Consider the following 25,012-nt stretch of genomic DNA (forward strand, 5'->3'; position numbering starts at 1 on the left):
GCCTCAAGCACGCTTTCTGACTAGTTTTGCTGGGTTCCCAGCATAAATACTCAACTCTTCCGCTTCATTAACAATTACGCTACCTGCGGCGATCACTGTCTTGTCTCCAATATTAGCCATAACTATCGCGCCATTTCCGATCCAGCAATCTGCTCCAACAGTAACTTTGGAAAACGTCCCAGGCTGGCTCTGAATCGATAGCTCAATATCATCGAAGGCGTGTTGATTTTTACCGCTAAGGATGTGAACGCCACTCCCAAGCAAAGTATCTTCCTCTATTTCGCATTTGCCAATATTACATTGAGGTCCAATATAAACCCCTTTCTGAATCGTAGTGTCTTCATGAGAAAAAACGGTAAGAAAGCCCACGGAAATCTCATCTGAGGTATTTGTACAGGCTAGGCGATAGAACGCTGCACGGACATATATGCCTATTTTTCCGGGGACCAAGCTTAATGCTTGCGAAAAGGACGCAAAAATCCCGTCTTGACTTCCTGTGACGCGCAGGAGCAAGTAAAAAGCGTAAACAGGTAATACCAATGCGATAAAAAAATTCTTGATAGTGCGTTTGAGTAGGCGCCTTAGACTCATTTTCGGTTCAGCCTTGTATTTAGCCAAGATTGTTCGCGGGCTACGTTAAGCCTGTATACGCCTTTGCCGAAGCGTAAGAGCATTCTTCCCAATAACGCGCCCCAAGTTAGAGTTTGGTAATTATCCTCGATAGACGCTGAACCCTGCAGTGTTATTTCATGCAGAGCAGGTGTGATCGTATGAGGGCCGTAATTCTGCATAAGAATAATGAGAATTCTCGAAAATCTAAGCTCATCGCTGCGCTCAAGAGATTGATTTGTTTTGAGGAGCCAGTCGTTGCCAGTGGCTAAAAACTGCACTGCAGTGGCGTGTGGGGATAGCTCCGCAGCCTGAAACATGAGCATGGCCTTGCGGATATCCTGCGCAGTCCAGGTGTAGTTAGGAAACTCCAGCTGCGGAGCGCTTTCTAGAAACGGCTTCTCGTTATCTTGCATCCATTCTGCGTAAGCGATAAAAGACCTGGCGGCATGCTGATAGGCGTCGTCAAACTCATTAATCGCCCGCTTTTCATGGAGGAACCGGGCGATCGAGGAAAGCAAAATGAGGTAAGACCATCCGGTTTCTATGTCCAAGAGATTTCGTGCAGATATATTGTCGTTTGGATGGATGGTGGCTCGAATGACAGTGTCGGCTTTCGATAACCAATTTCCGCTCGGTTCGAGAATTGACGCATCAATTAGAGCAGTCAGGTAGTTTCCGGTTCCACGGGTAAATGGGTACCTGTGGGTTGTCACGGACTGCCGCTTGGCCAACGCCTTTAGCTTTGGGATGTCCTGGTTTTTTATGGTCAACAGTGATTCCAAAAGACCGTTGGTGCCTTCATGGGTTGCCACCATCCATCCAGCTAATCCCAAGGCGGCTGTTTTGGATTGTTCGTTTCCGGTTAGTAGGTGGTGATAGAGCAGTCCAGTGGTGTAGCAATGCTCTGCAGCTGGCCCGCCGCCGGTCTGCCCAGGCGTAGAGCTTGTATCATTGTCTTTCGAAAAAGTTCGGTGAGTAGCTGTATAGGCATCCAAGTAGTGGTCTGTATGCCAGAACAGACCATTATTGTATTCCGCCCGGTCTTCCTCAGTGTGATAAATGTCTATATCTGCAACATGGCTGGCCAGATCATCCATCAACTCAAACCAGCGCCTGTCTCCGGTCAGCGCGAACTGTCGGGCGAAGCCGTATATAGCGTCGTACTGATTGTTGTAATGGGAGATAAAAGGCTCTTCACCTTCGGCTTGGTAGAGGGTTTCATGGTCCGCAAAGATATCCCCAAAGTTGCGCCAGCCGAACTCGTCAATCACTTCTCTTTTAGCGAAGAAGTTGGATTCCCCTTCAAGGCCTTCGGCAATAAGCTGGTCTAACGGGCCAGGTTTTGCATTGGCTTTGAACCAGGGGAAAGCTTCAGCTCGCTCATAACACTCTGGGGCGATTGTTGGTGTCAGAGGTGTGTAGGCCATTGCAGATAGACTGGTGCCTCCCTGGTAGCTCATGAGACAGCGCAGTGTCTTCCTTTCGCCGCCTTGTAGCTCGTAGGTGGTTTTTGCATCTTTAGGAAAGAGTCCAACGGTTACTATGTTTCCTTCTTTTCGCACACTCGTTGGAAAGTTCTGCCAGAAGTGGGGTACTGCTAGGTCGAGTTGCCCAAAATCGTGCTTAATACTCACTAATGGATTGGCGCGCCTACCTTCGTGTTCTAGGTTATCCGCACTGGAGAGGCGGTAACCGCAGAACTGGGTCGTGATTTCACCGTTAGCGTCTACGTGGTTTCGGCTTTGCCAGTTTTCGCCGCCGCTGGAATCCTGATAGAGATTGAAATCGACAAGATCGAAAGTGCTTGGGCTTTGGTCAGTAGCCTGGGGGGAGACCCTTGCATTGGTATTGCTGGGTAATGTTGTTTTTACAGCGAGTTCACGGAGGTGTACGGAGCCTGGATCCCCCAAATCCCACAATCCACCCGGGTGGCGTGCACGTTTGGGATTGTGTGTTACCAGCTCAACTTGCACTAGCCCGGTTTCTAGAAAAATACGCAGTTCGCATACGAATCGAGAAAGTGGTTCGTTGGTTTGCTTTATCCACTGACCTTTCAATGTGGCCGCTACATAAACGGGGCCTTTGTGAGTGATTTCCCATTTGGTATCCGCTTTTGCTGTGCAGGGCGCTCCGGTGTCATCACTAAGGGTGATTGAAGAGGGCACGGCTTCATCGTTCGAGTTACGAACCTGCCAGGCCAAGCTGTCTGGCTGCAGAATGAAGCTGCCAGTTGCTGTAGCAATTCGCAGACCATCTATTGCGTGGTTAACAGATGCCTCACCTGCGCAAGGGGAGGGTGTTTGCAGGTAGTCGAGTACCAAGTCCCTGTGGCTGTTTGGGGCCACGTTAATCAAGGCACTGGCGTGAACCCATCGTATGCTGCCATCTGGCCAGTGTGCGAGCGGCTCAAATTGCACTGCAAGAGGCTTGTCGCCGTCCATCAGCGCAAGGTTTCGGGTATTTTGCAACGAGCCTTGGGGCAACGGTATTCCGAGACCAACGGGTTCATTCGTGCGAGCCGCGCCGCTATATTCCCTGATTTGAATGGCTATATTTTCCATAAAATTGCCTACTGCATAACTCCCTGTGTCACGGGTAGTGGCTCCGCCTTATTGGATTACACTATTGCTGAACATATCACTGCTTACTATGTGTTAGGTGAGTTTCAATAGTTGAAATTTGATTATCTAATCGGGCAACCGCTCTGTCACACTCTGTTTGTCCACATTCAGCCTGTAGCGTCACAAGGGCAAATCGCTGCTCTCCTTTTAGCATTGCTAAAACCTGCAATAGCTTTGCCTCGCTGTAAGTCCAAGCTCGATGGGAGCCAACCTGATACCACTGGCCAACAATTACCTGCTTCCTGCTAAGGATATTTCGCACGCGCACTAAGCCCGGACGGTAGGTTTCTTGAATCTGCCAGAGGGAATGGTCGTATGGCGGGCGCAAGTAAGGCACAAGCTTTTCTTCAACGGTGGTTTTCTGGCTTTGAGCGAGGGATATCCAGGCCCCCTCGGAACTCCACACTTGCTGGGCAAGTGTGCTTGGCAGTGTGAGCGGTATTGGCATGTGATTGGCGTTTGCAGGTGTGGCGCTGGGCAGTTCAAGCAACCAGGGGGAAGCTGTTGTGTTCGAAGGCTGTGTGATGGCTAGTGCGATGGGGCCTAATACTATGGCGGTAATAACGGCCGCGATGCCAAGTTTTTGAAAGCCGAGTTTTGCCTTGGCCCTAGTCGACTCTGAAATTCTTCTGCGGACGGGCGAAAAGTACAGTGCCGGTAAAACGAATAATCCGTACACAACCCAGCCCATGGTTTCATGATCGGAAAGCATGTCGCTTTGCATGTCGGTTTCGTAGGCAACCACCACGAGAATGGTTATGCGCACCCAGTTCGCGATAAGGGCGAGTGTCACGGCTATCAGCAGAGTGATCAGCCAATCACGCCAGCGATAATCGTTAAGAATGGAGGTCATCATTGCCAGCAATATGGAAATTGCAAAATACCGGATGCCGGAGCAGCCATCGGCAATGAGGAGGCGGCCGTAGGGTAGGGTGATGCTGTTGCCTTCAATCAGGGCTGTCATACCAAACCAGCTAACCCAGGTTCCTACTACTATGCTGGCTAGGTCTACCAGTGCGGGAACCATATCTGCCCATACAGGCAATGAAAGCGATAAAAGTAAAACGTAGGGGATAAAGCTGAGGGTTTGGGCCAGCCCAAGAAGTGCCCAGGCGGTCACTATTATGCCAGCCGGGAGCATTAGGTATGCGAGGGTATCAATGCGCACCAGTTCAAGCAGTGCCCACGTTAGCGATGTCACAACCAACAGGATGGCACCAATAAAATGATAGGGCGTTATTTGTGATTGGTCGTTTACGTTTTGGGGCGGGTGAATCAATAGCAACCCGATAAAAATAAGAGCAGTTGCCAAGCCGTGAGCGAGCACTTGCTCGAATTCAAGCCATGCTTGCGCGAGCCGGATCCAGGTCGGATAAAAAAGGATCACCGCGATAGCGGTAACGACCAGGTAAGGCCTCGAAAGAGGTAGGTTGTCTAATGTCTTCCTTAACATCGTTTTTCCGCCGCACTACTGACCAATCGACAGGATACTGTGTATAGCAGTTACATAAAACTCAAATCCAAAACAAAAAAAAGCCAGCCGAAGCTGGCTTTTCATTACTCTGCCGAAATCAGGCTTTCTGACGGCGGCGAGCTGCACCAAGTCCTGCAAGGCCAAGGCCTAGGAGAGCCAGGGTGCCGGGCTCAGGTACTGGAAGGAATGATTCAACCATAACGACCATGTCAGAATAGTCGCGGTCAGATCCACTCAGTACAAGGTCTTCCCAAGCAAGAATGAAGTTGTTGCTTGTGAACGACTTATAGTTGCCATCGTTGTTCGCATCCATGTTCTGGCTGCCATCACCACGGAAAGTAACCATGTGGTTATCATCTACACCATCAGCATCAGTGTCGCCATTCAGGGCTGACTGAGAGAAGAAGGTGTTGCTTTGAGGTGTGGTCAGGTAAAAGCCAAAGTTAGAGCCTGAGAATACAGCACTGTTTTGTCCGACGTATGCACCAGCTGCGTCGAAATACGTTGCAGTAAACGTGTTTCCGATTTGGCCAAGACGGGCGGTATCACCTGTCGATGCAGAGCCAGCAAAAAGCTCTAGCTGCAGGCCAGAAGTCAGGTCGTAAACACCCATGGTGTTTTGAGTAGCAAAACCTGCGAACTCAAACATCATAAGTGCGTTGCCGGCACTTACTGCGTCCAGAGTCCACACTTCGGATGGGCTGTACTGGTCAACAGTAACATCCTGATTGAACACTCCACCTTGTGTCGCATTGTTAAGGCCGTCTTGCAGGCCGGTGCCGTTAATTTGAGTGAGTGCGCTAGCAGAGCCAGCGAATGCGATTAAACTTACTGCGAGGGCTAAACGTTTAATTTTCATTTGATTTCTCCAATCGTAAATGACAGTTCCTTTGCAGCCAGGCTGTCTCTTGTTGTTATTAGAGACCCTTAGCTTTCCGTCCCACCCTCGCGAGTGGTTTGGCATACGACCGGTAGTTGCCGATCCTATGGGTAATACAAAGCGATTCGCGTGCCAAGTTTTTAAGGTGCTGATGTGTATGCCTATTTCGTGATCAGCATCAGCGATATGTAAAAAAATTCGACGAGCGCTTTAAAAAAAGGCCTGAGGCGCTATTGCCTCAGGCCTTTTGTGTATTCGAACCCGACAGGGCTGTCGAGGTTCTTTACATTGCTTTTTTTACAGTCTCAAGGTGGGCTTCAATCTCTGCATTGCCCGGTGCAAGGTCCAGTGCTTTTTCTATCGCTGTTTTGGCTTCGGCATGCTTTCCGGTCAGATGCAGTATCCAGCCATAGGTATCCAATATGGCTGGGCTATTTGGTGCGAGATCGCTGGCTCGCTTGGCCATGTTGAGTGCCCGTTCGGGATTTTCTTCACGAAGGGTCCAAGCCAGATTGTTGAGTGCAGCCACGCTGTTTGGCTGTTTGGCTATCACTTGCTCGTAATGGTTTACAGCAGCTGCCTCCTGGCCGTTAGTCAGTAGCCAATCAGCTCGCGCCATGTGTGCGGCAAGGCTTTGCGGTGCTTCCTGTACCCAGTTTTGGGTTAAACCATCCATTGAGTCGGGTGCGCTCGCTTGTGCAAGCACAATGAGGGATGGCATCAAGTTAAGATCTTTGGTGGCTTGCCATCTGTCTGCAAGATAGTCGTAGGCGCCTTTGGGGCCCTTTTGCTGTTGCAAAAGCCTGGTGCGCGAGAGAATTGTCGCGGGCAGTTCGCCGTGTATCTTTTCGACACCATCGAGCGCGGTAAACGCATCGTCGAGTTTGCCTTCCATCTGTGCGATGCCTGCGGGAAGGAGCGCAAAGCCTATGTTCTCTGGCTCAAGAGCTATGGCTTCGGCCGCTTTCGCTCGGGCTTTTGTCCAGTCGTTTTTGTCGGCGGCAGCCTTTGCCTCAGCCAGCAGCAACTGACCGTGAGCTCGCTTTACGGTGATGGAGTCGCTGTCTTTCCATTGCGATAGAGTTTCTCTGGCGGATGCCAGTTCGCCTTGGGTTATTTCGATGAGTGCGGTGAGTGTGTCTGTGTTCCGTTCGAGTTCCGGGTGCGTTTTTGCGACATCGGCCAACCAGTTTTTGGCCTCCGGCACTGTGTGGTCCTGCATGTAAATTTGGCCGGCTTGCTGTAGCGGGCGTATTGCATCGGGGGTCATGACAGCAGCTGCTACCAACAGGTTAACGGCATCATTGCGTTTGCCAGTTTGCGCATAGAGGCTTGCTAGCGCCACTTTCGGAGCCTGTAGGTCGGGGCTTTCTTTTGATAGTTTTTCGAGCCTTGCTATTGCAGCATCGGGGTTTCCAAGCCTGGCATCTGCAAGGCTTGCTAGTAATATTGCCCTGGGTTGATCTGCATAACCGTTGATGAGTGAGTCGCGGATTTCTGCCGCTTCCAGCTTTTCATCCTGTTGAATCAGCACGTTCAGGTAGGTGCTGGTGGTCGACCAGTCTGAAGGGTCGGAGGTGAATGCCATGCGCAATTGGCCTAGGGCCTGCTCGGGCTGATCGTTCTGCAGGTGGTGCCTTGCAAGGGCGAGGCGCAGCCGTACGCGCCCCGGCTCGTTACCAATGGCTTTACTGAGGCTGGCGATACCCGCGCTTTCGTGGCCGGGCAGGCTAAGGGCCAGAATGCCGTGCATGGCCAGCAGCTCGTTGTCATTGGGGCGAGCTTCTATCGCACGGGTTAAGGTTTTAAGGGCAGCTTCTCTGTCGCCGGTATCAATCTGGGCCATGGTGGCGGCCCGTATGAACTGTACGGGGGTTGTTTCCGGGTCGAGGTTTTCTTTGAGTAACTGGGCACCTTCATCCAGATCGCCGGTGCCGGCGGATATTGCACCCAGCATCAGGGCGACCTGTTCGTTTTCAGGATCAAGCTTCAGCGTGTCTCGCAATATGGCTTTAGCTTCCTCAAAATTCCCTTCTTTAAGGGCCGCAACCGCGGCTTCAGCCTGTTCCCGGGCGCCGGTGTTGATGTTTTCGGCGAGTATCCGGTTATAAATTTGGGCTTCGGTTATTTTCCCTTGCTCGGTAAGTACTCGAGAGAGGGTGGTCAGTACATTGCGCCGGATGGGCAGGAAAATATCCGATGTTGGTAGTTCGCCAACCGCATCCGTCAATGTGGCGGCCGCTTGGTCAAGTTGATTCAGCCGGTATTGAGCCTGTCCTTTCCAGTACAGCACTTCTGGAGCTGCTTGATTTTTTGCAAGCCAATTGTCGGCCGCCTCTACAGCTTGTTGGTTTTTGCCCAGATTGATCTGAGCCTGGAGAACACCGGTGATTGCCGGGATATTAGAGCCGTTACTTGTGGCCAGGCTGGTGTACAGCGCAAGGGCTTCGGCTACTTCACCGGATCTGCGCAAGGCTTCTGCGCGGATCAACGATGCTTCCAGCTGGTCTTCTGGGGAGCTTGGGGTTTGCAGTGCCAGAGTTTCAATGGCTGAGAGATGTTTTCCTTGTTCTACATAGGCGCGGGCAAGGGTGAGGCCTACCGCGTTGGGCTGTTCCTTTACCCAGGGGGCAAGGAGTTCAGCGGCTTCTTTGGCGGCGCCTAGTTCCAGATACAGATCGGCAAGGCGCACAATGTGCTCAACGTTGTCCGGGTCTTTTTGTATGGCGTTTTTGATTTCCAGCAGGGCCGATCGGAATTGGCCCTGGTTGGAATATGTCTCTGCACGCGTAATGTGAGAGAGCGCCTCCGATGTATCTGGCCCACTGTTGCAGCCGGATATTAGCAGCGGTACTGCAAGCATAAGGCTGCCTGCCAGTACCAGCCCGGGAAGGGTTTTCTTTTTTGTTTGCCTTGTGATCATGTAAAACTGCTCCTTGAGCTTTGCGCTGCCATCGTGTGCCGGAGGGCTATTTATACTTCCGGGGCCACTGCCGATGTGTCGATTTTATATTTGTCGGTAAGGTTGTAGAGAGTGGGGCGGGTAATGCCCAGAAGCCGGGAAGCCTGAGTCATGTTGAAGCCACTCGTTTGAAGCGCCTGCATTATTGCTCGGCTTTCGGCCTGTTCCCGAACCTGGCGAAGGTTCAGGTGGCTTACGGCAGGCTCATCGCACCCTGGGAGCTCAAGATCTCCGGCGGTTATGCGCTTACCATCCGCCATGATGGTGGCCCGCTTTATTTTGTTGATCATTTCCCGAACGTTGCCTGGCCACGAGTAGCTGCTTATGGCGTTCACAGCGTCGTCTGAAAAGGACAGGTTTTGTCTGTCCATCTGTTTGCTAAGGGATTTGAGCAGGGATTGCGCAATAACCAATGCATCTCCCTCTCTTTCCCTCACAGCGGGAACATCGAGGGTTATCTCGCTGATTCGGTAGTATAGGTCTTCACGAAAATCGCCACTGGCAATCAGTTGGGCAAGCTTTTGGTGGGTGGCGCACACTACCCGTACGTCCACGGGTATGGGTTTTACAGAGCCCACCCTGTCAACAACACGCTCTTGCAGGAAACGCAGCAACTTGGATTGAAGCGACATAGGCATGTCGCCAATCTCATCAAGAAAGAGGGTGCCGCCGTTGGCGCTTTCAATTTTGCCTTTTTTGGCTTGGGTAGCCCCGGTGAAGGCGCCTTTTTCGAAACCGAACAGCTCGCTTTCCAGAAGGTTTTCAGGAATGGCGGCGCAGTTAATAGCGGCAAACACATTGCCGGACCGAGGGCTTAGATCGTGCAGTGCGCGGGCGAGTACTTCTTTGCCTGTGCCGGTTTCACCAATAATAAGGGTGGTTACATCGGTAGGTGCAACCTTCTCCAGTGTGCGGCATACGGCCATCATTTGCGGGCTGGCGGCGATGATGCCTTTGATGCTGGTGCCGTTGTTTTGCTGTGATAGATCCTGGTTTTCCCGTTCCAATTCAGCCAAACGAAACGCGCGGTTGACCACAAAGGTGAGGATGTCGGCTTCCAGGGGTTTCTGATAGAAGTCGGATGCGCCCATGCCGATCGCCTTGACGGCATTTTCTTTGTCTTCTCGACCGGTGACGACAATCACTTTGGTTAAAGGCGCAAGCCGCAGAATTTCTTCCAGTAGGGCGAATCCTTCCGTTGCGCCGCCGGGGTCGGGCGGCAAGCCGAGGTCCAGCGTTACCACGTGGGGTTCTTCGCGCCTGAGCGCGGTGAGGGCGGCTTCCCTGTCTGAAGCGACAGTCACCTCCAGATCGTCGCTGAAGCACCAGCGCATCTGGCTTTGTAGGCCCGGGTCGTCTTCTACTATCAGTAGTCGTCTAGTCACAACAGCAACAAGTCCTTTGTTTTAATGTTCCAATATATCTGATTCTTAACTGAACATTGACACTTTGCAATGATCGATTCAGTTGTTGTGTCTGGTCGCCATTTAATTGACGAATTCCGGCGGGTTCGGTAGGTCAATAATCAGGTGTTTATTGGTCTGATTACCGTGTTCCGACTTTTCCGCCAGGGGGATGCGCACAGAAAAACATGAGCCCACGCCTGGTTCACTGGTGGCATCTATGGTTCCGCCCAGTTTTTGTATGTATTCCCTGGCCTGGTAGGCGCCAATTCCCATGCCAGTGAGCCCTTTGGTGCTTTCAAATGCTTTGAACAGTCGGCCATTAATGAAGTCATCACTCATGCCGCATCCGGTGTCCTGGATAAATAGCACAACATTGCCCTTGGCAATTTTTAGCGACAGGCTGACTTCCCCGTCTGGAGGGGTGGCATCTTGTGCGTTTTGAATAAGGTGGCCCAGCACGCTTCTTAGTTGTTCGGGGTCGGCTTTGACAATTATTCGTGGCTGGGCGCCATCAAGTACCGGTGCTGGTTGTTGCTTGCTGTAGTGATCAACAAGTCCGCTTACCAACTCTGTCAGATCCAGCTTGTTGTTAATTTCCATGTCATCTGCTGTTGGTTTACGAATGTGGGCTAACAGATTGGACATTTTGCGAACCGCATGATCTGTGGTGTTGATCATGTCTTCAATAAACGCAGGGTTGTTCTTGTGTTTCTGGGCATTGTTGACCAGCAGTGTCAGTTGCGCGACGACCGTTTTCAGATCGTGCACCATGAATGCAGACGCTTTGCTGACGGCCTCAAACTGCATGGCACGGGATAGTCGGTTCTGCGCGTCGGCCTGAGCCAATAGGTTACAGGTTTGTCGGGCGACCACTTTAATCAGGTCAAAGTTTTCCCAGTTAAGGTCGACCCGGGCATAAGGTCGGCCAATCATTGCTATGCCGTAGAGCTCGTTGCTGAGATATAAGGGAATAATCAGCCAGGCGTCTGGAGTTTTGGCAATGGCGTCAGGAATTTCCAGCAGGTCGTAGCTCACTGGGTCGGCTCTGTATTCGTCGAGATTGACGATCCATTCTTTCTCGTTAAACAGGCGCACCAGTTCGGCATCTTCATCGATAACGGTGTATCTGGGCGTAGCCAGATTGGCGGACTCTCTCAATGTGTAGGAGCCCTGGTCGCTTTTAAGCCAGATAGCGCCGGCATTGCTCTCCACCAGCCCCCCCAGAATGCGGATAACGCGTTGCGCCAACGGGGGATCATCGCTCAGGTACGCCAACTCTTTGGTCAGTTTTAGCCATTCTTCCCGGTAATCGTATTTGTAATCGAAGAAGTTCTGGCTGATCAGAACCATAAGTTTTGCCCGAATTCGACGGGAGAGGACCAGCGTTGTCAGGAACACCAGAGCAACGGCAGACAGGAGCACTTGTAAGGCTTCGCCCCAGTCGCCACCGAGAATGCGCACGTAATATCCGCTCACAGATAGAAGCAGCAAATAAGCGCCGGCCATGATTAGCGTGCCGGCATGAAATACTGCTGAGCGGGATAGTTGGAAATCGATCGGTTGTTTGCGCGTGTTGACTACGTTGATTGCAAACAATGGCACCAGTGCAGCGTTAACGAAGCCTCGCGCGTTCCAGAAGGAATCGGCAATTGAACCAAAGAGCAATGCGTCGGCGTACATCAGGAAGTCGAAGATAAATATAGTTGCCGTGCCGATGCACAGGTACTTCATGCTGGAGCGTCCGAACGCGGGTGCATTGCGCCAGATTTGTTCCACCAGGGAGAGGCCGAGAAGCGACAGTGCAATCTGTCCGATGAGCTTGGTTTTACCATCCACCAAGGCGATGCCAAATATGAATTCCAGGCTTCCAAGGAGCAGTAGTGTGATGAGCAGGACCGTTGTCGCGCCCCCAAGGAATTTCTTTAATTGCCCACTAAGTCGCCCATGGCGAAAGGTGTCTCGCAACATGGCGAACAGAAGGAGGATCCAGGCGGTGTCGCGGAGCAGTTCCAATAGATAGCGAATAAAGAAGCCGGGGTGGCCCCACAGGCTTTGGGTAACCAGGGTTGATGCCCAAAGAGTGGTAACCGTGGCAGCAAGGAATAAGGCCCGATCTATGTCGCGACGCAGGTAGCGAGTGCCTACAAGCACCGAAAGTATTGCAAATACCACAGCCGCCGCGCCGTGGCTTATCACGCTCATATCTGGAAGCATGCAATCTACCTATTCCATGGATACGTGTAGTTTGAGGTGGGCGGCGGTTCTGTGCAACTCCTATGAGTGCATGCTTAACATGCAATCAATTAATATATGTCAGTAATTCTTACAGTTTTTATCGGTTTGGAATGATTTTCCTCTTTTGGTTCATTCTATGCGAATGAAAAGCGGGCAGTTTATCCAGTGTGGTTTGACGATTGCTTAGTTAAGGCTGTGATAAATGAACGGGACGCCAAAGGATCGCGCTATGAAAATAAAAATGAACTGTCTGGCTATTGCTATGCTGTCTGGAGCCATGTTTACGGGTAATGTGGCCGCCGGCCCCACCATTGATTTGGATTATCAGGGCGCCACGCACGGTTTCAATAGCGGAAGTATGTCGAACACGGCTACCAGTAGCACCTACAGCAACTATAATGCGGGTATGTTTAACTTCACGACCAGCAATGCTGTTGGAGTCTCGCCAGTTGCTTGGACAGGCGCACTCGATGCATTTTGTATCGATCTTGATGTGTTTTTGGACAAGACCAACAGAACTTACGAGCTCAAAACAGCTGATAGTTACTTCAATAACGCAAACCTGGTGTCCTCTATCGGCAAGCTTTATACCGGATACCAAAGCAGCGTAGTTGATGAAGATTCATCTGCTGCTTTCCAGCTCGCTTTGTGGGAAGTTATCTATGAGACAGGTGGTTCTTATGGCCTTCAAAGCGGTAACTTCCAGGCTGATACCGGTTTTAGCGGTTCCCGCACAATGGCTGATGGGTGGCTAGCGGGGTTGGCGGGCCAATCCGAGGATTACGTAATGTATGTTCTGGATGCGGTTACCGTTCCCGACGGTAAGGACTCCCAAGACCTGTTGGTGTTCACACCAAAGCCTCCAGTAAGTGTGCCTGAGCCTGGCACTCTCGCCCTTCTGGGCCTGGGTTTAGCTGGGCTGGTTGCGCGCCGTAAAAAAGCCTGACATTTCTGGTTCAAGGATAAAAGCCACCAAATTATGGTGGCTTTTTGCATTGTCGCTCACTGGTTATAAAGACGTTTTGTTATCTCTGTAAAACCGGAAAATTTCCTTAAGTGAACGCTTTGGCGTAAAACCAAACTCTGTTTCAAAGGCCCTTCCATCTATCACCACCGGATACTTGAAGAAGTCCATCAGGTAGGCGGGGAAGCGTTTTAGCCCCATGGTGCGCAGTATCAATCGAGGCAATACCGGGGGAATAGACGGAATGGGGATTCGTGTGCAGCCGCACAGATCCAGTGCTCGTTGATAGGCTACCCAATCGCTGGGTGCCACGTTGAATATTCCCCGGGTTGGCTTTTGGCTCGCCAACACTATGGCATCTGCCATGTCGTCTATGTGGATAAATTGCATCATGGGGGAGAAGCCGGCCATTACTGGTGCCAGAGGGCTGGCGAGTAGCCTGCCCATTGTATTGCGCACGCTGGGCCCGACAATGTTGCAAGGGCGCAGAACGCTGATGTTCAACTCTGGATAGCGCCACAAATAGATGCTTGCAAGGCTTTCGAGCTCTACCGAATCAATCAGATCGGCGCTTAAGCCTGCGCTTTTGAGGGGCGCGGACTCGTTAATCAAGGCCGGGTTATAGGCCATGGCTCCATATACGTGGTACGTGGAAAGCACAACAACCCTGCGTACGCCGTACTTCTGGCTGAGGTCCAGCAGTTTTTGCGTGCCCAGCACATTGGCGTTGTAGCGCCGCATGCGGGAGAGTTGGCTTGAGCGGATGCGACCCAAATGGATAACGCTATCAAATTTATAACGGCGAAACAGGTCTTCGAATGTGCGCTTGTTGAAGTCGATGCAGTAGCTTGGAATGTCGTCGCCAAGTTCAACTCGTTTACGGGCGTCTACTGCCACCAGGTTGCACGTATTCCGTAGCCGCTCAATCACTTGCTGGGTGAGCGCCCCGGCGGCGCCTGTCACCAGAACGTTGGGCTTGGGTGGCTGGCTAGTGTGAGCCTTCATCAGAACAACCTTTTTCTTTCTGTCAGGCCTTTTTCAATAAGGCGGTTGATTTGGGTTTTTACCTTCTCAACTCGTTTGTCTATTTCGGCATCTGATAGGTCTCCGCCCTCAAAGTACATGGGCGGGCCGAAGTTCAGGTGAACCTTGGCCGGCAGTACGATCGGCAGCGCAAGCGGAGCGTAGGGTACACCCAGGGTTTTGGCCAAGGGCTTGATGTTGGCAATGGCCGGTATGGTTTCTTCGCAGCCCACTACGCCAACAGGCACGACCGCCGCATTGTATTTCATGGCCAGGTGCATGAACCCGGAGCCAAAGCGTTGGAGTTTGTAACGATCCCGGTAGAGCTTGCCAGAGCCGCGCACACCTTCCGGAAACACTATGATGGCTTCGTTGTTGGCAAGCATTCTGGCGCAATTCACCGGGTCGCCCAGTACAGCGCCTACTTCATTTAACAGGTTGCCCAGCCACGGAACTGTCGGGAAGAAGCGTTCGATCATGGCGCGGGGGATGCGGGGGGTTTTCTTGCGGGAGGCCAGGGCATAACCAACAAGTATGCCGTCAATCGGGAGTTGCCCGCTGTGGTTGCCTATAATCAGAACAGGCCCTTCGGCCGGAATGTGATCTACGCCATGGGCTTCTGTGCGAAAGTACTTTTCGTAAATCGGCTTAACCAGAGAGAACCCGAATTTGACGGCCTCGTTATTATAGCCCCAGGGGTCGTAACCCAGTGTGCCTATGGGTTTCCGGATGCGGTTTATTTGTTCGTCCAGTTCCGATGAGATCAGTAGGGATTTCACAAAGGACAACAAGCTCATGCGCACTCCCTTTATTGTTGTCAGTTTTTGCCACGCCCGATGAGAACGCCAAGTGTGTGGCTCTGACCACTATTAAGCACTCTATAATCGCTTGCTGCATTGGCAGTTTCGACACACAGCATTGTCTGCCAGGCAGGGTCGGGGAAGTCGCTTAGCTTTATGGCTTTGTCCGGACCGGGGTTCCATACCACAGTAGAGTCGCTACCAATGGCGGTAAGCTTGCGGCTTGCGTTGGGTGTCACTACGGTTAGCGATTCACCACTTTCGTAAATCCGGTCGATTTCACCATCAAAATAGACTGGGCCATCCTGAGTGCAGTAGTCCCAGTTTTTCAGGGTGTCGATGTAGTGGGCAGCCCCTAATCCCAGAACTCTTGAGCGTGTGATATCGCTTGTTGGTAAATAGGTGTGCAGTGCCTGACTGAAGGCGAGGGGCTCGCTGCCGGGATTTGTAGTGGTAAGCGCTAGTTGGCAGCCCCGTACAGAAAAGTTGAACGTGAGCAGCGCCAGGGCATGACCATGCCACGCGTCGTCAAAGTCCTGGTTTGCATCCAGCGACAGGGATATTTCTACTTCATGGGCGCTTTCGCTTACATCCTCCAGCTTCCACAAAGCAGTGCGGCCAAACCCGTGGGGTTCTTGGGTTTTTACCCGTTTTCGTACCTCCGGCGCATTGCGGGCGGGGTCGCCGAACCAGGGCCAGCAGATAGGTATGCCGCCGCGTATCGCTCGGCCGGGTTCGAATCGAGCGGTCGGGCTCATCCATAGCCAGTCCTGTTCTCCCTTTGGGGCAAATCGGGTGAGATGTGCGCCCTGCAGAAACAGAGTGGCTTCGAACAGTGGGTGGTGAACTTCCAGCGCTTCCAGTTGGCCGATTGTCTTCCAGCGGATAAAAGACCATTGGCCCGGGGAGAGGGATAAAGTCGGCTTATTACTGCTTTCGGACATAAGGCTCTGTTCCGTGCTTAAGTGCATCTGCGTACTGAAAGAGTAAATCAAAACTGTGTTGTGGGCGACTCCTGCCCATACAATAGCTTTCGGCTTAATAGGAAATGTCGTTGGACAAAATACAGTGGTTTGATGAGCTTGCCTGGGGTCTCAGCGAGCGGGGTTGGATAAGCTTTGATGCTGTGCCCTGGTTCGGGGTGGATCTTTTGCGCTCGCTTCAGGATGAGATCATGCTTCTTGATCAAAATGATGCGCTTAAACGAGCAGGCGTAGGGCGGGGTATTGCGCCAATTCGGGATCGCTCCATACGCCGCGACAAGATTGCCTGGTTGCAAGGTGTGTCTGAGCCGCAGATGGCGCTGTTCGGGCTTCTCGAGAGCCTGCGTATGGAGCTGAACCAGCGGTTGTTTTTGGGTTTGAGGCGCTTTGAGGCCCACTATGCCACTTATCATCCCGGCGATTTCTATAAGGCCCATGTGGATAGCTTTCAGGGGCGGGCGTCTCGCATTGTAAGCTTGGTGCTTTACTTGAATGACGACTGGAAACCATTGGATGGCGGGGAGCTTCAGGTGTTTAATCGGGAAAACCCGAACGAGGTGTGCGGGCTGGTATTGCCAGAAATGGGAAGAGTGGCGCTGTTCATGAGTGAGGAGATCCGTCATGAGGTTCTTGAAGCTCACCGCACCCGATACAGTCTTGCGTGCTGGTTCCGCCAGGATGTTATTCCGCTGCCGTTGTCGGCGCTTCTCTAATGTCTATGGGCATTATCTGGTACCAATTTGATGGTGTTGGGGATTTGCCGTTGTAGTCCGCAAACCCTTTTGTTAAGATTCGCGCCGCTTTCAGGGAGTTTGTCTTGAAACGCCGATATGGTGGCTCCATTGGTGCCTCCGCAACATGAAACCGCGAACCCGGTCAGGCCCGGAAGGGAGCAGCCGCAGCGGTGGAATTGTGTGCCGGAGTGTCGCTGGTGGGGCCACCCCCAGTTTTGCCTTCAGCTTTTCTGTAGAAATCCCCATCAAGCTTTCATTCCCGCACCCTTATAACTTCTTATAAATCCGTGTCCATGCTAAAGTTGCAGGCGTTTTTCTCAGCATTTGGCGGATCATGAGCTATCAGGTACTTGCCCGTAAATGGCGCCCTCGCACCTTTGAAGATATGGTGGGCCAGGAACACGTTCTCCAGGCGTTAATTCACGCATTGGAAAACCAGCGCCTGCACCATGCTTATCTGTTTACCGGCACCCGTGGCGTTGGTAAAACCACCATTGGGCGATTGCTCGCTCGGTGCCTTAACTGCGAAACCGGCATTACACCACGCCCATGCGGCACCTGTTCCAGCTGCGTGGAAATTCAGGAAGGCCGGTTTGTTGATCTGATTGAAATTGATGCTGCATCCCGCACGGGTGTTGATGATATGCGGGAGCTGACGGATAACGTTCAGTACGCACCCAGCCGCGGCCGCTATAAGGTGTACCTCATCGACGAGGTGCACATGCTTACCAATCAGTCGTTCAACGCATTCCTCAAAACCCTTGAGGAGCCGCCGGAGCATGTGAAGTTCCTGTTGGCGACCACCGACCCCCAGAAGCTGCCGGTAACCGTTCTCTCACGCTGCTTGCAATTTAACCTCAAGCGCATGACGCCGGAGCATATTGCCGGGCACCTCACGAATGTTCTTACGGCTGAAAATATTCCCTTTGAAGAGCCTGCGCTCTGGCTGCTCGCACGCGCTGCCGATGGCAGTATGCGCGATGCCTTGAGCCTCACGGATCAAGCCATTGCGTTCGGCAATCAGAAGCTGTCTGCCAGTGATGTCAGCAGCATGCTCGGCACGATAGATCAGCGCGATATTGAGCGTATTGTCAATGCGCTGGTTGAGCGGGATGGCCCAGCCTTGCTGGCGGAAATCAGCCGTATTTCGGACTTTGCGCCGGATTACAGCATTATTCTTGCGGACCTTCTCTCACTGTTCCATCGAGTGACCATGGAACAAGTGGTTCCGGGCAGTGCCGATAATGCACTGGGTGATGCAGCTCAAGTGCAGTCGCTGGCTCGCAAACTCAGTGCCGAGGACGCCCAGTTGTTTTATCAGGCTGCTCTGATCGGCCGAAAAGATCTGGCCATTACTCCTGATGCCCGTATGGGTTTCGAGATGACACTGCTTCGTATGCTGGCCTTCCGCCCCGGTTCTGATCGCCGCGCACCACCCGCGGTGAGTAGCGCGGGCTCTGGTGTTGAAGGGGAGTCCAGAGACGAACCTGAGCCCGCGCCTGCAGCAGCACCTCAGCCAAAGGCAATTGAGCAGCCCGCACAGGAGGCTGACCAGCACAATGAAGTGCCGAGAGCGACTGAGGCTGAACTTGCACCTGAACCTGAACCTGAACCTGAACCTGAGCGGCCCGAGGCTACAGAGCCAGAATTTACACCAGAGCCTGCGCCTGCACAGGGTAGCGAGCCGCAGGGATACGCCGATGCGCCTTCCGATGATGCATGGTTAGCGAGCCTTGATGCTCAAGCGGAAACTCAGCCAGATTATCCTGAGCCTGAGCCTGAGCCTGAGCCTGAGCCTGAGCCTGAGCCAGAAGTAGCGCCAATTGAAACACCCATAGCCTCACCTCAGAACGCACCAGCTGTAGATGGCGAGTTTGTGTGGGAGCGGGATTTTCGCAGCCTCGGTATTGTAGGAATGCCCGGCAACCTCGCTGGCAATGGTGCTATGTCACGCAGCGGCGATACCATCACATTGTTGATAGATACTGGCCATGCCCGGTTGTTGAATGCCAGGCATGAAGAAAAAATACTGGCCGCCTTGAGAAATCACTTTGGCGACGCCATTCAATTAAAGATAGAGCAGGGCGACCCTGGCCCGAACACGCCAGCGGCTTTTGAAGAACGCCAGCGGGTGTTGCGCCAAAACGCGGCGGTAGAGTCCATTCGTAACGACCCACTGGTGCAATCCATTGTGGAACGGTTTGAGGCGCGGGTAGTTGAAGATAGTATTCGGCCAGTACAGGACAAACCGACAGAAGCAGTCAGGAGATAACACATGATGAAAGATATGGGCGGCCTGATGAAAAAGGCCCAGCAGATGCAAGAACAAATGCAGAAGGCTCAGGAAGAGGCTGCGAAAGCTGAAATTACCGGTGAATCCGGCGCGGGCCTGGTAAAAGTGACCATGAACGGCCGTCACGATGTCCGTAAGGTGGAGATAGACCCCTCCCTGATGTCAGAAGAGAAGGATATTCTGGAAGACTTGCTGGCGGCGGCGGTTAACGATGCAGTGCGCAGAGTTGAGGCCAACCAGAAGGATGCGATGTCGGGCATGATGTCTGGAATGGGTATGCCCCCCGGCTTCAAGATGCCATTTTAAAGACTCTATTCAGCTCTGCAGTTTGAGGAAGTTTCATGGCGTTCAGCCCACTGGTTGATGAACTTGTCGAATCTCTTCGGTGTTTGCCTGGCGTTGGTCAGAAAACTGCCCAGCGCATGGCGTTCCACTTGCTTGAGCGCGCCCGCTCCGGTGGTACGCGGTTGTCCGATGCGTTGAGCAACGCCATGGAGCGGGTCCGCCGCTGCGAAAGCTGCCAAAACTTCTCCGATACCGAAGTGTGTGGTATTTGTGAAAATCCGGCGCGTAGCAACGGCACTCTCTGCGTAGTGGAAAGCCCCTCGGATCTATTGGCCATCGAGCAAGCGGGAGATTACAAGGGCAGTTATTTTGTTCTTATGGGGCACTTGTCTCCGATAGACGGTGTCGGCCCGGATGAGATTGGCATTGAACGGCTTTTGCGCCGGGTTCGCTCAGAAGGCGTAACAGAGCTCATTCTGGCCACCAACCCTACGGTGGAAGGCGAAGCTACTGCACACTACATTTCTGATCGACTCGATGGATCCAACATATTGATCACGCGCCTTGCCCATGGCATACCGGTAGGCGGTGAGCTTGGTTACGTTGACGGATTTACTCTCACACATGCGTTTCGCGGCAGAAAACCTCTGCTGGACTGACTCCGCACTGGCGCCTGTACGGCGTTTTTGACTGGCCTTTTCTATGACTCTTCCTGCAACCGCTATTGACGTTCCTCCAGCTCCTGAAGTCATCACATGGATTTCACAACCGGAGGCATTAAACGAATGGCTGGACAGTGCTCCCGGTGTACCGCTTGTTCTTGATACGGAATTTGAGCGGATAAACACCTTTTACCCCATACCAGGGTTGGTTCAGCTTGGGCTTGGCGATAGCTTTTGCCTGGTAGATCCGGGCGTGGCAGAGAAGTCTACCCGTTTCCGGGAGGTTCTGGCGGATCCTTCGGTAACCAAGTTGCTTTATGCCATGAGTGAAGATCTTGAGCTCTTTCGTGACTGGCTAGGCATCAACCCAAAGGGAGTCGTGGACCTACAGATAGGCGCTGCAATGGCTGGCGCTGGCTTTTCACTGGGTTACGCGCGGCTTGTTGAAACGCTGTTTGGTGAGGCGCTGGATAAATCCGTTACCCGGTCCGATTGGATTTCTCGCCCCTTGAGCGAAGCACAGCAACGTTATGCCATTGAAGACATACGTTTTCTGGCGCCCATGCACGAATGGGTAGTCGGCCACCTTAGGGAAAGGGATCTTGAGGCAGCGCTGGTGGAAGAATCAGCCCGCTTCGCGGATGAGCTAGCGGGGCAGGACAATCCGCATCATCACTACCTGCGATTGCGCGGCGGTTGGGCCTTAACGGCCGAACAACAGCTTGTGCTAAAGGAGTTGGTTGTCTGGCGAGAACTGGAGAGCAGAGAGCGTGATCGTCCACGGGGCAGGGTGCTGGCAGACCCATTGCTTATTGCTATTGCAGAGCGAATGCCCACAAACCTCAGCGAGCTTTCTGATATCCAGGGCGTGCCCGGGGGTGTTGTTCGGCGCTATGGCGAGGCTTTGCTCAAGCTTGTTGAAAATGGGCGAGATGCCGATACTTCCGGGCTCGAACGTATCGCGCCACCGCTAACCAGAGATCAGCAGGATTACTTTAAAGGTCTTAAGCGGTTTTTCAGAAAGGCAGCGGAAGCTGCTGATATTCCCATTGAATTGCTTGCACCGAGGAAGCGGCTTGAGAAGGTTGTTCAGGAAGGAAGCCTGACTGGAAGCCCATTTTTTACTGGCTGGCGCTCGAAAATTCTAGCGTTGGAAATGAACGACATTGAGGATTACCTGCAATCATGAAAGATCGGGAATTTGTGTCTGTTTTCCGAAGCAGCAAAAAAAGCGACACCTATATTTTTGTTCGTCGGGGGCAGAAGTGGGAAGAATTGCCTGAAAGCCTGAGATCCGTTTTTGGCACCCCTGTGCACTCAATGGATCTGGTCATGACGCCGGAGCGCAAGCTGGCAAGAACCAGTGGTGAGCAGGTACTTAAGGCGATTGAAGAAAAAGACTTCTTTTTGCAAATGCCTGAAGAGCAGGATTCGAACGTTGTGGACTTTCGCACGAAGCCGGGAATGAATCATTCATGATCGCCCAAATCCCGTTCTGGCAGCGTAAACGCCTGAACGAGATGACACAGCAGGAATGGGAGTCGCTGTGCGATGGCTGCGGTAAGTGCTGCCTGAATAAGCTGGAAGATGAGGATACGGGTGAGGTTTACCACACAGATCTGGTTTGCCGATTTATGGATGAAGACACATGCCAGTGTACGGTTTACACCGACCGGCTTGAAAAAGTACCAGGCTGTACGGTGCTGACACCGGATAGGGTGAGCGATTACCATTGGCTTCCCCATACCTGTGCTTATCGCACTCTGGCAGAGGGAAGGCCGCTAGCCGATTGGCACCCGCTTCGTAGCGGAAGCCCGGATACGGTACACGAAGCCGGTGTTTCCATACGTCACAAGGTAATCCGAGAGGATAAAGTGGCAGAAGAAAACTGGGAAGAACATATTATTCACTGGGTTCTGTAATGATCGATACTGACGCACAAACTGCTTACGCCGTCTTTTGGGGCGCTTATGCCATAGCCTTTGTCGTGTTTTTTTACATGATGAAAAAGCTGTTCCGTTTTTTACCTTTGTACGGTTTGCGCACACTGCTGCTCGCTGCGTTGGTGGCTGTGTTGCTGACACCCGTAGAGTCTCCCGAGTTGGCGGGTTGGTGGATACCTGCATGGTTGTTCGGAGGGTATGAGATGATTCTCGGTGATGCAGATAACGCAGGCCGCGCGTGGCTCAACCTGGGCATTGGGGGGCTTGTGATGCTGCTTGTCTGGATTCTGGATTTGGTTCGCTATCGACTATCCCGACGCTGAAAACCGCCATTCAATCTCCCGAGAAAAACAATGCCAAGATTTTTCACGCTGATTTTTTTCACTGTTTTATGGCTGCCCGCAACTTTGTGGGCACAAGAGGCCGTAAAACTGACGCTGCCAGAGCGCCCGGATGTCCGGATTATTGTAGACATCTCAGGCTCCATGAAAGAAACCGACCCCAATAATCTGCGTCAACCTGCCGTACGGTTGTTGGCCCGGGTTATCCCCGAAGGCAGTACCGCCGGTGTGTGGACCTTTGGCCAATACGTCAACATGCTGGTTTCCCATGGGCAGGTAGACGACGCCTGGCGCCAACTGGCGGTTGATCATTCGCGGCAAATAAACTCCGTGGCATTGCGTACTAATCTTGGCAAAGCCATTGAAGTTGCCAGCGACGGGTATGTAACCGGTGGGACTCTCGACAACACCCACTTCATCTTGCTCACAGACGGCAAAGTGGATATCTCGGACAGCGCCGACGTAAATCAGGCGGAAGAGAAGCGCATTCTTGGCAAACTGCTGGATGGCCTTGTGGCTAAAGGAGCGACCTTTCACCCAGTAGGCCTGTCAGACCAGGCCGATGCCGTTTTTTTGAAAACCCTTGCGGAGAAATCAAACGGCAGCTTCCGTATTGCGGATTCCGCAGAATCTCTCAATTTGGCGTTTCTTGATGCCCTGAATACCGCTGCACCCCAGGAACAGATACCGATTGAAGGCAACGCGTTCATTGTTGATGCGGGAGTAAAAGAGTTCACCGCGTTAATTTTTCGCGGTGCAACGGAAGCGGATGCAGAGCAGGGCGAGAACACACCTACTGTCTTGGAGCTGATCAAGCCTGATGGTGAGACACTTCTCTATACCGCACAGCCCGACAACGTGCGTTGGGCCCGGGAAGCGGCTTACGAACTGGTGACCATTACCGAACCTGCCGATGGCGAGTGGCGCGTAACCGGCGAGTTGGGTGAGGGTAGCCGTGTTACGGTGGTCAGTGACCTGAGGATGGTGGTTAGCCCCATACCGGCAACGTTCACCGTTAGAACGCCTGTGGATATCGGGGTGGCATTTTTTGAGAAAGCGGAAAAGGTAACCAATTCTGAATTTCTTGACGTATTGAGTGTGACACTCAGCCTGACATCTGAAGACGGCCGCAGGGGCAGAAAATCGCTTTCTGGCGACGAGCCACCTGCGGATGGCGAATACACGGATACCATCAGCAAGCTGCCGGCCGAAGGCTTGTACCGGATAGACATTGTTGCAGATGGTAAAACCTTCGCCCGAAAATTTACTGCCACAACCGAATTTATAGTGCCGACGGGAATGGTTGAATCCACCATTGGGGCCCCGATAGATATAAGCATGGCTGAAGAGGCCGAAAGCGCACCACCCGCCCCAGCGGCAGAAGAACAGATCGCCGAGCCCGAGCCAGCTCTGGAGCCTGAGGTTGATGTTGAGCCGTCAGTCCAAATAGAGCCAGAACCTTTGGCTGAAGTTGAGTTGGAAGACGAGCCAAGTAAACTGCCAGTGCCGTTATGGATGATCGGTGCAGGCGCCGGAGCCTTGGTGGTTCTCGCATTGTTGATTTTTCTGCTGATGCGCAAACGCCGCAGTGGACCTTCAGCCGATGTCACAACCGATGAAGAGGCTGAAGGCCTGAATGAATTGCAACAGGAAATGGCAAATATCGAAGCGGAAACTCCGATAATAATGCCGGAGCCGGAGCCGGAGCCGGAGCCGGAGCCGGAGCCGGAGCCAGAAGAAGATATACCCGTTGCGGTCACTTTGGTTGAGCCTGAAGAGGTGATTCCCGAGTTGACGGAGCCAGCGGAAGACGACGATGACGAAGAGTTCGGTCTGGATGACTTTGACCTGTCTGAATTCGACGATCTACCCGACTACGATTTACCTGATGATCCGGATGAACAACCGGATGATGAACAGAAAAAGTAACCAACAGGAATTCTATCCATGAAGTTTACCGGTACCGAAAATTATGTAGCCACCGATGACCTGCAAATGGCCGTGAATGCCGCCATTACGCTGCAACGTCCCCTGTTGATCAAAGGCGAGCCTGGCACCGGCAAAACCCTGCTGGCGGAAGAAATGGCCAGCTCGCTGGGTATGAAGTTGATTCCCTGGCACATCAAATCTACCACCAAGGCCCAGCAGGGTCTTTATGAGTACGATGCGGTGTCCCGTTTGCGGGATTCTCAGTTGGGTGATGAGAAGGTTAAAGACATCAGCAACTACATCGTGAAGGGTAAGCTTTGGGAGGCTTTCGAGGCTGACGAGCAGGTTGTTCTGCTGATTGATGAGATCGACAAAGCAGATATCGAGTTCCCTAACGATCTGTTGCTTGAACTGGACCGCATGGAATTCTACGTTTACGAGACCCAGCAGTTCGTAAAGGCGAAAAAGCGCCCGATCATCGTAATCACCAGTAACAACGAAAAAGAACTGCCAGATGCTTTCCTGCGCCGTTGCTTCTTCCACTACATCAGCTTCCCGGATCACGACACCATGAAGAGCATCGTGGATGTACACTTCCCGGGTATTCAGCAGCAGGTAGTGAAGGATGCACTGGAGGTCTTCTTTGATGTGCGTAAAGTGCCGGGCCTGAAGAAAAAGCCCTCAACTTCTGAGTTGATTGACTGGCTGAAGCTGCTGATGGCCGACGAGCTGACCGCAAAAATGCTTCAGGACAAGGACAGCAGCTCGGCGCTGCCACCTCTGTACGGTGCGCTGGTGAAAAACGAGCAAGACGTACACCTGCTGCAAAAACTGGCGTTCATGGCCCGCCGTCGCGGCTGAAATT

General features: G+C 52.6%; 21 protein-coding genes, 1 other RNA gene and 1 riboswitch. Of the genes, 12 read left to right on the forward strand and 10 right to left on the reverse strand.

Features of this window, described 5'->3' with window-relative positions; translation table 11 throughout:
• Positions 1 to 3: 3 nt before the first annotated feature.
• The 7 genes from AADB16_RS10380 to prsK all read right to left on the reverse strand — a co-directional run bounded on the left by AADB16_RS10380 (position 4) and on the right by prsK (position 12,169).
• The gene (locus tag AADB16_RS10380; protein ID WP_410803085.1) at positions 4 to 618 is read right to left on the reverse strand and encodes an acyltransferase; all 615 of its coding nucleotides are present in this window, start codon (positions 616 to 618) and stop codon (positions 4 to 6) included.
• Positions 588 to 3,173, reverse strand: a complete 2,586-nt coding sequence (locus AADB16_RS10385; protein WP_410803087.1) for a hypothetical protein — start codon at positions 3,171 to 3,173, stop codon at positions 588 to 590. Before AADB16_RS10385 ends, AADB16_RS10380 begins: the two co-directional genes overlap by 31 nt.
• A 76-nt stretch (positions 3,174 to 3,249) precedes the next feature.
• Positions 3,250 to 4,686: an exosortase/archaeosortase family protein gene (locus AADB16_RS10390; RefSeq protein WP_410803089.1), complete on the reverse strand. Its 1,437-nt coding sequence runs from the start codon at positions 4,684 to 4,686 to the stop codon at positions 3,250 to 3,252.
• A gap of 118 nt (positions 4,687 to 4,804) precedes the next feature.
• The gene (locus AADB16_RS10395) at positions 4,805 to 5,566 is read right to left on the reverse strand and encodes a DUF4114 domain-containing protein (RefSeq protein ID WP_410803091.1); all 762 of its coding nucleotides are present in this window, start codon (positions 5,564 to 5,566) and stop codon (positions 4,805 to 4,807) included.
• A gap of 29 nt (positions 5,567 to 5,595) precedes the next feature.
• Positions 5,596 to 5,679: riboswitch (cyclic di-GMP riboswitch) on the reverse strand.
• A 191-nt stretch (positions 5,680 to 5,870) separates the two neighbouring features.
• A complete protein-coding gene (locus tag AADB16_RS10400) occupies positions 5,871 to 8,510 on the reverse strand; it encodes a tetratricopeptide repeat protein (protein ID WP_410803093.1) in 2,640 nt (879 codons plus the stop codon).
• 50 nt (positions 8,511 to 8,560) lie between these two features.
• The gene (prsR, locus tag AADB16_RS10405; RefSeq protein WP_309043358.1) at positions 8,561 to 9,934 is read right to left on the reverse strand and encodes a PEP-CTERM-box response regulator transcription factor; all 1,374 of its coding nucleotides are present in this window, start codon (positions 9,932 to 9,934) and stop codon (positions 8,561 to 8,563) included.
• 102 nt (positions 9,935 to 10,036) lie between these two features.
• On the reverse strand, positions 10,037 to 12,169 hold the full coding sequence (gene prsK, locus AADB16_RS10410) for an XrtA/PEP-CTERM system histidine kinase PrsK (RefSeq protein ID WP_410803095.1): 2,133 nt from the start codon (positions 12,167 to 12,169) through the stop codon (positions 10,037 to 10,039).
• Between the two features lie 250 nt (positions 12,170 to 12,419).
• On the opposite strand from prsK, the gene AADB16_RS10415 reads away from it, so the two are divergent.
• Positions 12,420 to 13,136 (forward strand): PEP-CTERM sorting domain-containing protein, encoded by a 717-nt coding sequence (locus tag AADB16_RS10415; RefSeq protein ID WP_410803097.1) that lies wholly within the window; start codon positions 12,420 to 12,422, stop codon positions 13,134 to 13,136.
• Between the two features lie 63 nt (positions 13,137 to 13,199).
• Here the strand turns inward: AADB16_RS10415 and AADB16_RS10420 are convergent, their stop codons facing one another.
• The 3 genes from AADB16_RS10420 to AADB16_RS10430 are packed head-to-tail and all read right to left on the reverse strand — an operon-like array spanning position 13,200 to position 15,921.
• The gene (locus AADB16_RS10420) at positions 13,200 to 14,159 is read right to left on the reverse strand and encodes an SDR family oxidoreductase (RefSeq protein ID WP_410803099.1); all 960 of its coding nucleotides are present in this window, start codon (positions 14,157 to 14,159) and stop codon (positions 13,200 to 13,202) included.
• On the reverse strand, positions 14,159 to 14,974 hold the full coding sequence (locus tag AADB16_RS10425) for a lysophospholipid acyltransferase family protein (RefSeq protein WP_410803101.1): 816 nt from the start codon (positions 14,972 to 14,974) through the stop codon (positions 14,159 to 14,161). Before AADB16_RS10425 ends, AADB16_RS10420 begins: the two co-directional genes overlap by 1 nt.
• A 20-nt stretch (positions 14,975 to 14,994) precedes the next feature.
• Entirely contained in the window at positions 14,995 to 15,921 is a 927-nt protein-coding gene (locus AADB16_RS10430; RefSeq protein ID WP_410803103.1) for a D-hexose-6-phosphate mutarotase, read from the reverse strand.
• 110 nt (positions 15,922 to 16,031) lie between these two features.
• Between AADB16_RS10430 and AADB16_RS10435 the strand changes: the two genes are divergently transcribed.
• From AADB16_RS10435 to AADB16_RS10485, 11 genes are all read left to right on the forward strand, one after another.
• The gene (locus tag AADB16_RS10435; RefSeq protein WP_309043364.1) at positions 16,032 to 16,673 is read left to right on the forward strand and encodes a 2OG-Fe(II) oxygenase; all 642 of its coding nucleotides are present in this window, start codon (positions 16,032 to 16,034) and stop codon (positions 16,671 to 16,673) included.
• 127 nt (positions 16,674 to 16,800) lie between these two features.
• Positions 16,801 to 16,897: signal recognition particle sRNA small type (ffs, locus tag AADB16_RS10440), an RNA gene on the forward strand.
• Positions 16,898 to 17,028: 131 nt separating this feature from the next.
• Complete coding sequence (gene dnaX / locus AADB16_RS10445; RefSeq protein WP_410803105.1) at positions 17,029 to 18,966, forward strand: DNA polymerase III subunit gamma/tau; 1,938 nt, start codon at positions 17,029 to 17,031, stop codon at positions 18,964 to 18,966.
• A 3-nt stretch (positions 18,967 to 18,969) separates the two neighbouring features.
• The gene (locus AADB16_RS10450; protein WP_309043366.1) at positions 18,970 to 19,293 is read left to right on the forward strand and encodes a YbaB/EbfC family nucleoid-associated protein; all 324 of its coding nucleotides are present in this window, start codon (positions 18,970 to 18,972) and stop codon (positions 19,291 to 19,293) included.
• A gap of 35 nt (positions 19,294 to 19,328) precedes the next feature.
• Positions 19,329 to 19,931, forward strand: a complete 603-nt coding sequence (gene recR, locus AADB16_RS10455) for a recombination mediator RecR (protein ID WP_298447350.1) — start codon at positions 19,329 to 19,331, stop codon at positions 19,929 to 19,931.
• Between the two features lie 43 nt (positions 19,932 to 19,974).
• Positions 19,975 to 21,123 (forward strand): ribonuclease D, encoded by a 1,149-nt coding sequence (locus tag AADB16_RS10460; protein ID WP_309043368.1) that lies wholly within the window; start codon positions 19,975 to 19,977, stop codon positions 21,121 to 21,123.
• The gene (locus tag AADB16_RS10465; protein ID WP_410803108.1) at positions 21,120 to 21,413 is read left to right on the forward strand and encodes a YcgL domain-containing protein; all 294 of its coding nucleotides are present in this window, start codon (positions 21,120 to 21,122) and stop codon (positions 21,411 to 21,413) included. Before AADB16_RS10460 ends, AADB16_RS10465 begins: the two co-directional genes overlap by 4 nt.
• Positions 21,410 to 21,856, forward strand: a complete 447-nt coding sequence (locus AADB16_RS10470) for a YcgN family cysteine cluster protein (RefSeq protein ID WP_298447346.1) — start codon at positions 21,410 to 21,412, stop codon at positions 21,854 to 21,856. Before AADB16_RS10465 ends, AADB16_RS10470 begins: the two co-directional genes overlap by 4 nt.
• Positions 21,856 to 22,200 (forward strand): hypothetical protein, encoded by a 345-nt coding sequence (locus AADB16_RS10475; protein WP_309043370.1) that lies wholly within the window; start codon positions 21,856 to 21,858, stop codon positions 22,198 to 22,200. Before AADB16_RS10470 ends, AADB16_RS10475 begins: the two co-directional genes overlap by 1 nt.
• Positions 22,201 to 22,230: 30 nt before the next feature.
• The gene (locus tag AADB16_RS10480) at positions 22,231 to 24,147 is read left to right on the forward strand and encodes a VWA domain-containing protein (RefSeq protein WP_410803111.1); all 1,917 of its coding nucleotides are present in this window, start codon (positions 22,231 to 22,233) and stop codon (positions 24,145 to 24,147) included.
• A gap of 18 nt (positions 24,148 to 24,165) precedes the next feature.
• Entirely contained in the window at positions 24,166 to 25,008 is an 843-nt protein-coding gene (locus tag AADB16_RS10485) for an AAA family ATPase (protein ID WP_309043372.1), read from the forward strand.
• Positions 25,009 to 25,012: the final 4 nt, after the last annotated feature.

The sequence above is a fragment of the Marinobacter sp. KMM 10035 genome (assembly GCF_046537445.1).
Classification (GTDB): domain Bacteria; phylum Pseudomonadota; class Gammaproteobacteria; order Pseudomonadales; family Oleiphilaceae; genus Marinobacter; species Marinobacter sediminicola.

Bases quoted from the DNA above. Each gene is read 5' to 3' on its own strand.
- AADB16_RS10385 (WP_410803087.1), bottom strand. From the start codon at position 3,173: ATGGAAAATATAGCCATTCAAATCAGGGAATATAGCGGCGCGGCTCGC.
- AADB16_RS10390 (WP_410803089.1), bottom strand. From the start codon at position 4,686: ATGTTAAGGAAGACATTAGACAACCTACCTCTTTCGAGGCCTTACCTG.
- AADB16_RS10395 (WP_410803091.1), bottom strand. From the start codon at position 5,566: ATGAAAATTAAACGTTTAGCCCTCGCAGTAAGTTTAATCGCATTCGCT.
- AADB16_RS10400 (WP_410803093.1), bottom strand. From the start codon at position 8,510: ATGATCACAAGGCAAACAAAAAAGAAAACCCTTCCCGGGCTGGTACTG.
- prsK (WP_410803095.1), bottom strand. From the start codon at position 12,169: ATGCTTCCAGATATGAGCGTGATAAGCCACGGCGCGGCGGCTGTGGTA.
- AADB16_RS10415 (WP_410803097.1), top strand. From the start codon at position 12,420: ATGAAAATAAAAATGAACTGTCTGGCTATTGCTATGCTGTCTGGAGCC.
- AADB16_RS10420 (WP_410803099.1), bottom strand. From the start codon at position 14,159: ATGAAGGCTCACACTAGCCAGCCACCCAAGCCCAACGTTCTGGTGACA.
- AADB16_RS10425 (WP_410803101.1), bottom strand. From the start codon at position 14,974: ATGAGCTTGTTGTCCTTTGTGAAATCCCTACTGATCTCATCGGAACTG.
- AADB16_RS10430 (WP_410803103.1), bottom strand. From the start codon at position 15,921: ATGTCCGAAAGCAGTAATAAGCCGACTTTATCCCTCTCCCCGGGCCAA.
- dnaX (WP_410803105.1), top strand. From the start codon at position 17,029: ATGAGCTATCAGGTACTTGCCCGTAAATGGCGCCCTCGCACCTTTGAA.
- AADB16_RS10450 (WP_309043366.1), top strand. From the start codon at position 18,970: ATGATGAAAGATATGGGCGGCCTGATGAAAAAGGCCCAGCAGATGCAA.
- recR (WP_298447350.1), top strand. From the start codon at position 19,329: ATGGCGTTCAGCCCACTGGTTGATGAACTTGTCGAATCTCTTCGGTGT.
- AADB16_RS10460 (WP_309043368.1), top strand. From the start codon at position 19,975: ATGACTCTTCCTGCAACCGCTATTGACGTTCCTCCAGCTCCTGAAGTC.
- AADB16_RS10465 (WP_410803108.1), top strand. From the start codon at position 21,120: ATGAAAGATCGGGAATTTGTGTCTGTTTTCCGAAGCAGCAAAAAAAGC.
- AADB16_RS10470 (WP_298447346.1), top strand. From the start codon at position 21,410: ATGATCGCCCAAATCCCGTTCTGGCAGCGTAAACGCCTGAACGAGATG.
- AADB16_RS10475 (WP_309043370.1), top strand. From the start codon at position 21,856: ATGATCGATACTGACGCACAAACTGCTTACGCCGTCTTTTGGGGCGCT.
- AADB16_RS10480 (WP_410803111.1), top strand. From the start codon at position 22,231: ATGCCAAGATTTTTCACGCTGATTTTTTTCACTGTTTTATGGCTGCCC.
- AADB16_RS10485 (WP_309043372.1), top strand. From the start codon at position 24,166: ATGAAGTTTACCGGTACCGAAAATTATGTAGCCACCGATGACCTGCAA.